At 54.8% G+C, this 12,912-nt stretch carries 13 protein-coding genes; 3 read left to right on the top strand and 10 right to left on the bottom strand.

The annotated features are described in order from the left end of the window. Positions 1 to 16 precede the first annotated feature (16 nt). The 7 genes from HALO_RS07220 to HALO_RS07190 form a co-directional block, all read right to left on the bottom strand. Positions 17 to 1,339: a DUF2252 domain-containing protein gene (locus HALO_RS07220; RefSeq protein ID WP_035584702.1), complete on the bottom strand. Its 1,323-nt coding sequence runs from the start codon at positions 1,337 to 1,339 to the stop codon at positions 17 to 19. A gap of 115 nt (positions 1,340 to 1,454) precedes the next feature. Further along, positions 1,455 to 2,936, bottom strand: a complete 1,482-nt coding sequence (locus HALO_RS07215; RefSeq protein WP_050713251.1) for a sodium:solute symporter family protein — start codon at positions 2,934 to 2,936, stop codon at positions 1,455 to 1,457. Next, positions 2,929 to 3,156 carry a hypothetical protein gene (locus HALO_RS07210; RefSeq protein ID WP_035584707.1) on the bottom strand — a complete coding sequence of 76 codons (228 nt, stop codon included), beginning with the start codon at positions 3,154 to 3,156 and terminating at the stop codon, positions 2,929 to 2,931. The genes HALO_RS07215 and HALO_RS07210 overlap by 8 nt, the downstream gene beginning before the upstream one ends. A 107-nt stretch (positions 3,157 to 3,263) precedes the next feature. Next, positions 3,264 to 4,673: an amidase gene (locus HALO_RS07205; protein WP_035584710.1), complete on the bottom strand. Its 1,410-nt coding sequence runs from the start codon at positions 4,671 to 4,673 to the stop codon at positions 3,264 to 3,266. A 182-nt stretch (positions 4,674 to 4,855) separates the two neighbouring features. Beyond that, positions 4,856 to 5,767 (bottom strand): LysR family transcriptional regulator, encoded by a 912-nt coding sequence (locus HALO_RS07200; protein ID WP_035584713.1) that lies wholly within the window; start codon positions 5,765 to 5,767, stop codon positions 4,856 to 4,858. A gap of 9 nt (positions 5,768 to 5,776) precedes the next feature. After that, positions 5,777 to 6,262 carry a GNAT family N-acetyltransferase gene (locus tag HALO_RS07195; RefSeq protein ID WP_035584716.1) on the bottom strand — a complete coding sequence of 162 codons (486 nt, stop codon included), beginning with the start codon at positions 6,260 to 6,262 and terminating at the stop codon, positions 5,777 to 5,779. Between the two features lie 200 nt (positions 6,263 to 6,462). Next, on the bottom strand, positions 6,463 to 7,098 hold the full coding sequence (locus HALO_RS07190) for a glutathione S-transferase family protein (RefSeq protein WP_035584720.1): 636 nt from the start codon (positions 7,096 to 7,098) through the stop codon (positions 6,463 to 6,465). A gap of 148 nt (positions 7,099 to 7,246) precedes the next feature. Here HALO_RS07190 and HALO_RS07185 point away from each other — a divergent pair, with 148 nt between their 5' ends. Further along, positions 7,247 to 8,230 carry a helix-turn-helix transcriptional regulator gene (locus tag HALO_RS07185; protein ID WP_035584723.1) on the top strand — a complete coding sequence of 328 codons (984 nt, stop codon included), beginning with the start codon at positions 7,247 to 7,249 and terminating at the stop codon, positions 8,228 to 8,230. 115 nt (positions 8,231 to 8,345) lie between these two features. Then, positions 8,346 to 9,866: a sensor domain-containing diguanylate cyclase gene (locus HALO_RS07180; protein ID WP_035584726.1), complete on the top strand. Its 1,521-nt coding sequence runs from the start codon at positions 8,346 to 8,348 to the stop codon at positions 9,864 to 9,866. A gap of 8 nt (positions 9,867 to 9,874) precedes the next feature. Here the strand turns inward: HALO_RS07180 and bluB are convergent, their stop codons facing one another. Continuing rightward, positions 9,875 to 10,552 carry a 5,6-dimethylbenzimidazole synthase gene (bluB, locus tag HALO_RS07175; RefSeq protein WP_035584729.1) on the bottom strand — a complete coding sequence of 226 codons (678 nt, stop codon included), beginning with the start codon at positions 10,550 to 10,552 and terminating at the stop codon, positions 9,875 to 9,877. A 58-nt stretch (positions 10,553 to 10,610) separates the two neighbouring features. Further along, a complete protein-coding gene (locus HALO_RS07170; RefSeq protein ID WP_035584732.1) occupies positions 10,611 to 11,366 on the bottom strand; it encodes an NAD(P)H-dependent oxidoreductase in 756 nt (251 codons plus the stop codon). 88 nt (positions 11,367 to 11,454) lie between these two features. On the opposite strand from HALO_RS07170, the gene HALO_RS07165 reads away from it, so the two are divergent. Further along, positions 11,455 to 12,339, top strand: coding sequence for a LysR family transcriptional regulator (locus HALO_RS07165; protein ID WP_035584736.1), 885 nt, complete (start codon positions 11,455 to 11,457; stop codon positions 12,337 to 12,339). 49 nt (positions 12,340 to 12,388) lie between these two features. On the opposite strand, the gene HALO_RS07160 is transcribed toward HALO_RS07165, so the two are convergent. Next, entirely contained in the window at positions 12,389 to 12,877 is a 489-nt protein-coding gene (locus HALO_RS07160) for a MarR family winged helix-turn-helix transcriptional regulator (protein WP_035584739.1), read from the bottom strand. Between the last annotated feature and the right edge of the window lie 35 nt (positions 12,878 to 12,912).

Here is a 12,912-nt window from a genome sequence, read left to right as displayed (position 1 = left end):
CATGGTATTGGTTTGATTATGCAGAACCCGTCGCCAGAAAGTGATCGATAAACACAGCGTAATCCTGCTCTGTGCAGTCAGCGTAGGCCACCGCCAGTGTTGACACTACCTCAACAAACAGGTCTTCACGACCTTTTAATCGTTGGCAAACGGCCTTTGCAAAGCGTGTTGAGTCACCTTGGTTAAGCGCCTTAGCACCGCGCAGGTGTTCACGGGCGAGAATTTCTCCCCACTGCTTTGCCAGTTTTCTATATGACTTAGCTCCCGAGAGCTTATGGGTCGGAAAGTCTTTCTTGAACGGCGAGCGCTCACGCACCGAAAACACCTTTCCGTTCATGGTTAGCCAACCAAGATAGGCGTCTGGGTGCTCGGCAATGGCGTGGAAGGCAGCTGCATGACGGATGGCTTCGTTGGGAAACAACTTACGCCACGCCTGCTGCTGGTTTTTATCCATTAGTCGAAACGCTTCAGGGGGAACCTGCTCTTTGACATCCAGGATGATGTCATCGTGCTCGTGTTCAACACCACCTTCAATCAAGACGTAATAGCGCTCCACACCTAACGAACCGGTACCTGCATCCAAGCGTCGTGCCGTATCTTTGACGCGGAAATGGTGGGGATCGCTCTCTTTAATAGCGTGTTGCAGCGTTTGCTGATACTCCTGCTCAATTAAGCGGCGGAGTTGGCTGGCCACATCCGCCGGCAGGTTAGCGAGCTTGCCAGGCCGCTCAGCGAAATGGCGGCCTTGCTGCTCATCAAGTGTCGTCCACTTTTCGAGCATGCGAGCACGACTCTGTTTATCGGCCACTTTACTCATAAAGGGCTTTAGTGGACCTTTGGCGCTATCAAGCGTAACCGCTTCCACCGGCTTGCCGTCGACGTGGTCAGCCAGCGTTTGGCAATAGCCCTCTATTAACTTTTTAAGCGCTTTATCGATCGCTTTTGGATCTAACTCCGCGTTTTCACGACCATCAAGCACGGCACTTATGGCCAGTCGCCACAGATCGTATTGGTAGTCGCCAATCAACGCATCGTCGAAATCATCCATGCCATAGCGGACTTGATCATCATGATGACCATAGGCGCCGAAGTTGTAGACATGAGCATCGCCTTGCAGCCAAGTTTGAGTTTCCGGCCAGCCGCCAAACAGGGCAAAGCGCCAATCGTGCCATACATCATTCCAGTACAGATGGTTGCTACCGCGGTAAAAGCGGTAGGGCGACGCAGCCATTTTGGCGTACTTGGCTTGGCGGGTGGCCGCTGGCAAGGTCTTATTCGCCTGATGGGTTGCCTCAATTACCCGCTGAGGGCGGTTATGTCCAGTCAATGCATGACTCATCGAATTACCTTAGTTAATGCACAAAAGTTAATGCAAAAAAATTGATGCAAAAAAACACTTTGTTATAAAGGTAGTCGATAACCATGAATAGATTAAGTCAGTGGCTGCCCTACACTTATTGACTCAAGCGAGTAAATCCACGAGGGGCGGCAATACGAAAAAATCGCTCGATCACCTCCTCGTGGGTAGCCGGTGTCATCAATGAGACCGCCACAAACACCGGTAGGTTGAGCATCAGCCCCCAGAACCCCGCATGTATCCCCAGCGGGTGCGGCCAAAGGGTAGTAAACGCCACGGTAATCAGAAAGCCCGCCACGATACCGGCCATCACGCCTAAGCGAGAAGCGCGGGGCCAAAAGAACATACCGATAAAGGCAGGCAGTACCTGGGAAGCAAACCCCAGCCCCACCAACAGAATCATTACCAAACTGCCGGGCTCGGCAATCGCCAACGGCGCTACCACTAAGAACATAATAGGCAGAATCAGCAGCCGGGCTAGTTTGCCGGTCACACCATCAGAGAGTTTTAACACCGGCTGAAGCACATCTTTGCTCAGCGACAGCGATACCGAGTGAATAAACGGCTCGCTAGAAGACATTGAGGCTGCCAGAGTGCCTGCGCCGAGCAGTCCAACCAGCGCCACCGGTAAGTGTTGCATGGCGTATTCGAGTACCACGGTATCGGCCCGGGCCAGCTCCGGAAGGGAGAAAATGCCGATAAAACCAACAACAACCATCGGCAGAATGACGATATAATAAGTGGGCAACCAAGTAGCGCTGCGACGAATAGTGCGCGCCGAAGAGGCGCTCATCCACTGGGTCCATACCGGTGGCATAAACGAAAACATCGAAACGATGATCGAGGTCGTCCAGAAGCTAAAGCTCATATCGCCGCCCGCGCCGGGCAGAGTGAGAAACTCGCTATGCTCGGCTTGGATACGCTCAAACACGCCCGCAAAGCTCAACCCGCCGGTGGCGCTATGAACGGCCCAGAGGCMAACGGCCCAAGCCACAATCAGCATCAACACGCCTTGAAAGGCATTGGTGCGACCAATCGCGCGTTGACCACTGGCATAGAGGTAAACGGCAATGCAGGCCAGTACCAGCACGACACCTAGCCAAATCGGAATCAAACCGCCGCTCATCACAAACAGAATATAAGCCGAGCCAATGGTTTGCAGCACCGCGTAGGCAATAGAGCCGATCGCCATTACGAGTGCCGCCAGTGCGCCCAGCGCGGGGCTCTGGTAGCGGTCGGAAATGGCGCTTGCCTGAGTCACGTGACCAAACTGTTCACCAAACTGCCACACCTTGGGGCCAAAGTACCACGCTACCAACGCCAGGTAAGCAAGGTAGATCGCTACATAAAATACTGCGACGCCTTTGGAGTAAGCCCAGCCGGGCGCACCCATAAAGGTGTAAGCACTCACACTGCCCGCGGCAATCAACAGGTAGAGCGTCACCGGCCCCATGCTGCGTCCTGCCACGCCCCACTCTTCTAGGCTATTCATGGAGCGCCCTGCCCTGGCGCGTAGGCCAATCACCATCGCAATGGCAACATAGGTCAAGGTAATCAACAGTGGCCAGGGGCTACTCATGGTCGTCTCGCTCCACAATGCGGTTGCCGATCAGCATCACCACCACGCAGGCAAAAATCACCAGGTAGCTCCACACCACTATCAACGGCAGGCCCATCACCAAGGTGGCCCGGTTCACTAACCCAATCACCGGCCACGTACCCGCCAGCACCAGCGCCACGAACGCGATTAACAGCCCCCAGCCCGCCCGAGAGGTAGGCAGCACCAATAATCGTCCCATGAGTATTCCCCTAAGTTTTAAAGACGGTTCTAAAGACGGTTTTTAACAACAGTTTTTTAATAACCGTTTTTTACGATGGTTGTTCTAAACGGTTTTTAAAAACGGCATTATTGTGCCCCCACTTTATCCGTTGGCAGCGTTGGCCAGCGCATGGGTAGCGCCAAGCGCTCTTCAAGCTGTCGCGCCAGCTGGAGTACAAAATGATCCGCAAAACGCGGGCCAACCAACTGCACCCCCATAGGCATATTGCCGCTACTGAACCCAGCGTTAAGGGAAATAGCGGGCTGCTCGCCCATATTCCACGGCACGGTATAGGCAATGTGCTCAAAAGGCTGACGCGGATCATTAGTCGGCGATGGCCACTCGGCCGGAAAGGCGATATTGGGTGTGGTGGGTGAAATCACCGCATCGACCTCATCAAATACGCTTTCGGTAGCGCGTCGCATCATCATGGTTTGCTGGAAACCTTGCACCGCGTCTACGCCACTTAAGCGTGCGCCGCCGTCGGCCCAGGCTAAAATGGCGGGCAATACCTGCTCACGCTCTTCTGGCGAGAGCTTTAACAACTCGCTCCACTGGCGGGCCTGCCAGAAGTGATCCAGCCCATCCAGCATTTCACGGGTCAGCACGGGTGCCAAGGGCACTAGCGTTGCCCCGGCGGCTTCTAACTGCTTGGCAGCCTGCTCGACATGTTGGCGAATCTCATCATCCAACGCCAGCCCACAGCCCGCCTCCATCATCACGCCAATCCGCAGGCCTTTTATGTCTAGCGCTAGGTTCATCCAGTCGATCTCTTCGGGCGGCAGGCGCATCGCGTCGCGCCGATCCGTGCGGGCAAGCGCCGTCATCATAAGCGCGGCATCCCCGACGCTGCGGGTCATGGGCCCGGCACAGCGGCCCACATAATACGGATCTATGGGTACCCGGCCCAGCGTAGGCTTAAAACCGACGACCCCACACCACGCCGCTGGCAGGCGTACCGAGCCACCAATATCGGTACCCACATGCAGCGGCCCAAGCCCAGCGACGGCCGCCGCGCCCGCTCCCGCGCTTGAACCACCGGTATTGCAGGTCAAATCCCACGGATTGCGGGTTAGGCCATGAAAAGAAGAAAGCCCGGATGAGAGCATGCCAAAATCAGGGCAGGTGGTTTTTGCCAACAGCAGGGCATTGTCTTCCGCTAGGCGCGCAGCCGGGGGTGCATCCTCAGTGGCAGCAGCCTGCTCACCCAGCCCCGTGCCCACCGGCACCGGCATCCCTTTAGTGGCAATCAACTCTTTAAGGGTGACCGGAACACCATCCAAACCACCGCTTGGCTCGCCTTTTGCCCAGCGTTGGGTAGACGCTTCTGCAGCTTTAATGAAGGCATCGGGCTGATAGGCATACAGCGCGTTAATGTGCGGCTCCCAGCTGTTGATATGCTCAACCAGGGCGCCTGCTACCTCACTTGGCGAGAACGTATGGGTTCGGTAGCCCGCTAGCAACTGCGTGGCGGTTAGTTGGTATAGTTCAGGCATCACATCACCTTTTGCTGTTGTTGTCAGACGGCTGTTATCAGGCAGTCGTTATCAATAAGCTCAGCATGAACCCACACAGCGCCCTCTGCTATTTCAATATTGACCGCAGCGTGTCCACTTTTTGTGTGCACTCTACTCTTTCGAGATCTTTCAGGTTCAATATCTCTCAGGCTCAAGCCCTTTCAGGATGGCGGGTCTTGCCGGGTTTGCAGTGCACTCGCCAGCAGCGAAAGGCATGCCTCGGTGGCAAAGCTGCGCTGGCGATGGCGATAAACACAGAGATCAATCCGCGCTGCTTCGAGCTCTAAAGGAGATAAGGGAATGCTGACGAGTTCGCCTAACTGACACTCCCGAGCTACCGCCATCGGCGGCAATACCAGCACGCCTGCGCCGTTAAGGGCGAGTGCTTTTTGGGTTTCCAGTGAAGCAGTTTTGAAGGTGGGAGCCAGCACTATCCCGGCCTGATGAGCGGCGCGCTCCAGCGCTTGGCGAGCGCCATAGGATTCATCAGGTAGGATCAGCCGGTGCTCTGCCAAGGTGTGAAGACTCACCTCAGAAGCCGCGGCCAAAGGATGGCCTGGGGCCATCACTGCATGGTGATGCAACTCGGCACTCGCAAAGGGCACAATGTCATCATGGCGGGGCATAAAGAATGACAGACCAATATCTGCATCGCCTCGGCGCAGTGCCTCCACCATTTGGCTAGCGCTGGCGATGCCGATATCAAAACTCAAATGAGGATAGCGCTGCCCCATCTTGGCTAACGCTGGGGCTAACAGGCCAGCCACAACACCTTCCGCCACCTGCAAACTGACCCGGCCAGTGCGTAAACCTTTAAGGTCGGCAATATGCTCCTGCACCCGCTCAAGATCACGGAGGGTACGCTGAGCTTGGGCGGCTAACAGTTCCCCCGCGGCGGTGAGGCTAATGCCATTGGGGCCGCGTTCGATTAGCGGTGCGCCAAGCTGATGTTCCAATAAATCGATCTGTCGGCTAATCGCCGTGGGGGCGATATGCAGCTGCGCCGCAGCCTGACGTAAAGAACGGCAGCGAGCCACGGTATCGAAGTAGCGCAATGCACGGCCACTGATCATAAACGCCTCTCAGTTTTGTGGCTTATCTAGCTGCCGCGCCATCACCGTAACGTGCTCTTTCCGATACTCAACATCCTCCTTATCCTGCCAACCCAGCCGTCGATAAAGCGCCTGTTGATCAGGGGTATAGAGATAGAAACGCTCAAAGCCATGCGCAGCTGCTTCGGCTTCTACCCGGCGTACCAACGCAGAGGCAATACCCTGCCCCCGCCATTCAGGCACGACGAATACGGAGGCCAGCCAGGGGGTAAATTCGCGGCGGATACTCATATCATCAGCAATGAGGCTGGCGGTTCCCACAGGGGTTTCGCCTTGCATCGCCACAAAGATTGAAGGCACACCGCCCTGGCCACATTCGGCCTTTAACCATTCAATAGCCTTTTCCAGCGTTAGCCCCGGGTGCAAATGCCCCCAGGATTCAAATGTCCAGCCCGCGACTATTTCAGCGTTAGGATCGTCGGCTCTTAGCCGCTGGAGAATGATATCGCATTGCATAAGTGGCGCCTGTCTTATTTAGCACAAGCAAATACAGTAGCGATATATGGGTAGGCTGGCTAGCGCCGATACCTCCTGCACACGCCGCTAGCCAGAGATCTCACCGCCATGCGCTGTCAAAAAAACTGCAACCAGATAGGGCTAATCTCACCTTGCAAGCCCTGTTCGCTTAAGGGCTGGGCAGCAGCACGGTCAATTCATCAGGCGGTCACAGGCTTTAAGTGCTTAGCCAGTTCATCATCCAACTCATTGGCCCGCTTGGCTGCTGGCCTGCTTTCCATGCGCTCAATGTACTGCTTGAACACCTCGTTGGGCGGGATGTTCTTCTGCATCGTTTCCCACCAGAGATAACTGCTAACCAAGATATCTACGGCAGTAAACTGATCGCCGCAGATATAAGCATTTTCACTGAGTGCTTTTTCAAGGGTATTGATACTGTCTTCCACTTGGCCACAGCCGACAGCCTGTGCGTTACTGCTGTCGATTTTCCAATCATAAGTCATGGCGCTGGTGGCCATTTCGAACGGGCCCGCCATAAAAAACAGCCAGCGATAGTAAACGCCACGTTCGGGAGATTGTGGGGGCGGTGACAGCTTTTTATCTGGAAACTGATCTGCCAGGTACGCGCAGATAGCCGCTACTTCCGTCACCACAGTGTTGCCATGTTTGATGGCAGGCACCTTCCCCATGGGGTTGATGGCCAAGTAGTCCTCGGCTTTCATCTCTGAGCCATACTCCATCGCTTTTACCGAGTAGGCTATGCCTACCTCTTCCAGCATCCAGCGCACCACGCGCCCGCGAGACATAGGGTGAGTGTAAAACGTTAGCTCTGACATATTAGGCTCCTTTTTCAGTCTATTTTTCGATGACATTAGGTACTGCCAAGTCAGATTAGTGTGTTAATAGGTGATAATCCGTCCTAAATAAAAGCCACAATGCATTTTTCTGCAGGACTTTAACGATGGCTTCAGGAGGGAGGCGCTAATGGCAGGCCCCACAACACGCGTACTTGCGGTGCTTGAGTTGCTTCAGGCTAATGGCCAGATGGGCGGCGCAGAGTTGGCCGAACGCCTGGACGTGGATCGACGCACTATACGGCGTTACATTACGGCACTGGAAGATATAGGTGTGCCGATAGTGACCGAACAGGGGCGCTACGGTGGCTATCGACTGGTGGCTGGCTTCAAGCTGCCACCGATGATGTTTACCGACGAAGAGACGTTCGCCGTTTCTCTAGGCTTAGTGGCCGCCAGCCAGCTGGGTCTGACGAACGCAGCGCCTGCCATTGCCAGCGTGCAAGCAAAGCTCGAGCGAGTGATGCCTGCGAATTTACAAAGACGGGTGCGCGGTATCAGTGAGACCACTCAGGTGATCTTACCCCGGCGTGAACCCAGCCGTGATGACCGTACACTTGAGACTCTTACGAAAGCTACTGAAGCCATGCGAACCGTCGGGCTGATTTACCACTCTCCGCAGCACGATCAGATTGATCGTCGGATCGACCCCTACGGACTGGTTTTCCAACAGGGCCGGTGGTATGCCGTTGGTTTTTGCCACCTGAGGGGCGCCATGCGCTCATTTAGGCTGGATCGTATCAGCGGTGTGCACCTACTCGATGATACCTTCATACGCCCCGCTCGCTTCAATGCAGCCGATTTTTTGAGCGAAAGCCTTATGTCCTGGGGCCCAACTCATGAAGTATCACTGGTGCTACACATCGATCATGCCGTGTCCGCTGACGTTGAGAACCAATTTTTCTGTACAGAACCGTTCGAGGAGGTTGACGGTGGATTACTGCTCACCACCCGAACCGACAGCTTCGAGTGGTTTGCCTATTGGCTGGCACAGCTCCCGTTTCGATTTACCGTTCTCAAGCCAGATGGCCTCAAAGCGGCACTTCGCGAGCACGCCAACCATTTACTGGCCAGCTGCGAGACAGCTTCATCATATCCAATCGATACGCCCTGACACTGTCTGCAACTTATGAGAATGAAACGAACTATTCGTCTGACGCCGGGATAGGGCTTCTTAGCCGCTTAGGTGCTAGTCTGTTGGTCAAATAACGTTAAATAAAGACTCACGAATGCAACCTTCTTTGAGACGCCCACACCGTCTTGCATTGGCAATAATTGCCCCACGCATTTTTGCCTTTTGCCATACCTTCGGGCTAACCGTATGGATCGCCGTCGCAGAAGGCAGCGGCTGGACGCTTATTCTACCTGGGATGTTGCTGCTGCTATGGCCCGGCGTCGCCTATGCGCTTGCAGCACATGCCCAGAACTCCAAGCGTGCCGAGTTCAGAAACCTCCTCTTTGACAGCCTGCTATTTGGTTTTTGGTGCAGCGTACTGGATTTTTACGTTTTAGCGACCATCACCATTGGGCTTGCCTGTTTGATGAATAATTTAGTGGTCGGTGGAGTGCGGAAAATGCTTATTGCAGCCGGACTTTTCATTCTTGCAGCTTTAATTGGAAGCGCCCTAACGGGGTTCACTTTTCGTCCCTATGTAAGCAACCGTTTAGACATCTATCAATGGGCCGGTGCAGTGGTCTATTTTCTAACCATTGGCCGCGTCACCTACAGTCAGAATCGCCAGATTGGCCGCAGCATAGGCGAAACTAGATTTCAGAACCGAGTCTTTCACGCCTTGCTTGATCTAGGAGCCGTCGCAAATCGCGCGACCAATATCCACACGCTGCTGGTTGACTCCTTAAACCACCTACAGACCCACTTCCCCGACTACGGATTTGCGGTTTTTCTACAAGAACGGCAGCGTTCAGAAGTGACACGCTTCGCGGCGGTGGCAGGGCTAAGCTCAGAGGATGAAAAACGCCTAAGATATTTATTGGCAAACGTTTATGGACAAGAAGGAGATCTGGCCACACTGCCACAAACAGAGGAAGGCGAGAATCTCTATGTCGCGTCGATGGCGGGCCGACTAAGCATGTATGAAGGCTGGCTGATTGTGAAAGCTCCCAGTCGAGACGACGGTTTGGAGCAAATACTGTCTCTGTTTGCCGACCAGCTGGCGGCGGCTACCGAGAATAAATTGCTGCATTTGGAACTGAAGAAAACGGCTGAGCGTGACGGACTCACCGGGCTTTATAACCGAGGTTTTTTGGAATCAGCGCTGCAGATGAGTATTCAGGGCAAGGTGCAGACGCCAAACCTGGATTTTGCGGTGCTGATGTTGGATGTCGATAGGCTCAAGGACGTAAACGACCATTATGGGCACGTGGCAGGCGACCAACTAATTGCCTGCGTTGCCCAGTACCTGCAATTTCACTGCAGAGACAGCGACATACTGGCTCGCTACGGTGGCGATGAATTCGTCATTCTGTTCCCCTCTGCCGACCTAACGGCAGCTAGGCGTATGGCCAACTTGATCCAAGAAAACTTGCCTGAACAGCGCTGCACTATCGACACCGCCAGCGGTGAACATGAAGAACTCATGCTTCATGTGAGCATAGGCTGCGCCAGCTCCAGTGAAGTTCCCGCCCAACAGGTGTTTGCGTTGGCAGACGAGCGCATGTACGCAAATAAAAGCCAACGCCGTAAGCAATGGGCAGATGGACTGGGCACAGCAAGCAGGCCCTTCCTATAGAAGCGTGCTCACAACCCACTGCTAAACGGCTGCCCCCACTTATCGCCATGCACCAAGTCACTTAAAGGCAGGCGGGAACGCCAGCCTTGCGCTTCAAGCTCTGGCTGATCTAAAAACTCACTCACGTAGCCAAGGCAGAGATACGCCAGCGGGTAAACGTGCTCAGGCAGATTTAACGCAGTGCTCAGCTGCTCCTGGTCAAGAATACTCACCCAACCAACGCCAATCCCTTCCGCCCGCGCTGCCAGCCAGAGGTTTTGCACGGCTAAACAAGTGCTAAACAGGTCGGTTTCCACAATGCTATTGCGCCCTAGCACATGGGGGCCGCCTCGGCTGCGGTCGCAGGTAATACAGAGATTAAGCGGGCTTTCCATAATCCCTTGCAGCTTAAGGCTGCGATAATGCTCTTTACGCTCACCTTCAAAGCGCTCGGCGGCCTTCTGGTTCTCTTGCTCAAACATCGCCAGCACCGTCTCCCTGACGTCGCGACTCTCAATCACGATGAAATCCCAAGGCTGCATAAACCCCACCGACGGCGCATGGTGCGCGGCCTCCAAAAGGCGGCTCAGCACTTCAGGGGGAATCCGGTCAGGCAGAAACTGCGAGCGCACATCGCGCCGTTCATGTATGGCGCGGTAGAGCCCACGCCGCTCAGCATCGGAAAATAGGTGTTTCGCGTTGTTCATGGCGCTGCTCGGGCCTTTTACTGATCGGTGGTAGAGACAAGTGAGAGTCTACACGAGCTCAGCCTAGCCGCCATCGCAGCGGGTTTGTCTGGTGTAAAACACCCTCATCGTCCCAGTCGTCCCAACCTGTAAATGGAATGGGTCGTTCACTACTCAAGCTCACTAGTCTAGATGCCCAGGCTGCTTTGCAGGTCTCCAGATGGTCAATGAGAGCAGTCTCCTCTTGATAGCGAATACCGCCGCCCTGAATGCCGTAGCTCAAATGAGGCGCCAACACGTCAAAGCCAACGTAGTACAACGATGCATGCATAGGCCATAGCCAGTGAACCATATTGCCAGCGCGGCCAAAGGGCTGAAACGCTATCTCCGGCGAGCCGGTGGTGACTGACAGCATCGCCTGCTTTCCGCGATAGTAACCATGATCGTAACGCATGCGGCTTGTATAGCGCCCTCCATACACCAACACCCGATCAAACCAGCCTTTCAAAATGGCGGGCTGGGCGTGCCACCATAATGGAAACTGGAAGATCACCAAGTCAGCCCTCTCCAGCCGTGTCAACTCCCGCTCAACATCCTGCGGTAATGCGTTTTGTTGGTAGTGAGCCCGCTGCTCATTGAGGGGATAAAAGTATTCCACATCAACAGCTTGATGCGGATAGTGCTCGGCGCGCTCCACCGGATCAAACTGCTCAGCATAGAGATCATCCACCTCAACTGTATGGCCCGCGTCCACCAGCTGTTTTACCGCCACATCCACTAGGCCGCCATTAAACGACTTGCGTTCAGGATGAGCCAAGACAATCAACACATTCATACGACGCCTCCCCTATCGATTGGTTTGACGACAGGCTAACCTGTTCATATGCGCTTAAACATTGGCTAAAAATGAGAACCAAGCTTGCATGAATGAACAGCAGATACGGTGGGATGATCTTCAAATTGTGCTAGCGATTGCCGAGGAGGGCTCGCTATCCGGCGCCAGCCGAGCGCTGCGTATCAGCCATGCCACGGTATTTAGACGTTTAAGCGAGATGGAGCAAGGGCTGGGGGTTACCCTTTTTGAGCGCAGTCGCACGGGGTATACACCGACCCTGGCAGGGGATGATCTGGCGGCTTCGGCCAAGCGCGTACAGAGCGAAATCAACGGTGCTGAGCGCCGCATCATAGGGAAGGATTTAACCCTCACCGGCAGCTTACGAATCACCACCACTGATACACTTTTCGCGGGGCTGGTCTCGCCGCTACTGGCAAACTTTCGCCAGCGCTATCCGGAAATCACGCTGGAAGTGGTTATCTCCAATCAGCTGCAAAGCTTGTCGCGGCGGGAGGCCGATATCGCGATCCGCCCAACTAAAAAGCCACCCGAAACTCTGGTAGGCCGCAAGATAGGCGATATTAACCAGGCAATTTATGGCCAAAAGGCGCTTTGGCAAAACGCCCCACTGCCGCTAGGCACAGCGTCACTGCCAACAGAAAGCTGGATCGGCCCGGATGTTCATCTGGGCGACGCAACGCTTGAAAAGTGGATGATGGATAAAAGCGCCGCCTACCGGGTGGACAGCATGCTGGGCATGCAATCAGCGGTACGCCACGGGGCGGGTATTGCGGTACTGCCCTGCTACCTTGGCGATGCCGATGCAGCGCTACTCAGGCTAAGCGAACCCATTGAAGCACTCACTACCCCACTCTGGCTGCTCACTCACCCGGATCTGCGCCATGTGGCCAGAGTCCGCGCGTTCATGGAGGCAATGACGGTGGGGGTTCGAGGCAGGAATCTCACCACTTAATGTTAAATGTGCGGATTAAATAGTGACTAGCTTGCCGCTACGGCGCMCCTCACTTCTGCTCAAACCCCGCCAAAAACTGCTTAAGCAGATCATCAAGTTGCTCTCGTTGCTCTTTACTCAGGCCACTCACCAGCTGCGCCTGGGTTTCCACATGGGCGGCCACCGCTTCGTCGATTAACTCAAACCCACGCTGGGACAGAGAGATTAGAAAACCGCGGCCATCGTCAGGATTTTTAACCCGCTCAATCAACCCCGCCTTTTCTAGTTGATTGATACGGTGGGTCATGGTGCCCGATGTCACCATGGTGGATGCCATCAAATCCCCCGGCGATAGCGCGTAGGGCTCCCCCTCTCGCCGTAGGGTGGCCAGAACGTCAAAGCTGGCGTCCGTCAGGCCGTATTCCGCCCAGGTCTTCTCCATTGCGCGCATTAAAGTGTGGTTCAGCCGTTTAACCCGCCCGATGGTACCCATCGGCGCAACGTCTAGTTCAGGCCTCTCCAGCCGCCACTGCTTAAGAATGTTGTCTACATGATCCATGAGCCTATTTTGCGCCTAATTAGCTTGACGTCAAG

The organism is Halomonas sp. R57-5 (assembly GCF_900070345.1).
In the GTDB taxonomy this organism is placed as follows: domain Bacteria; phylum Pseudomonadota; class Gammaproteobacteria; order Pseudomonadales; family Halomonadaceae; genus Vreelandella; species Vreelandella ventosae_B.
Note: the sequence above shows the minus strand (reverse complement) of the source record. Positions and strands in the feature narration are given on the sequence as shown.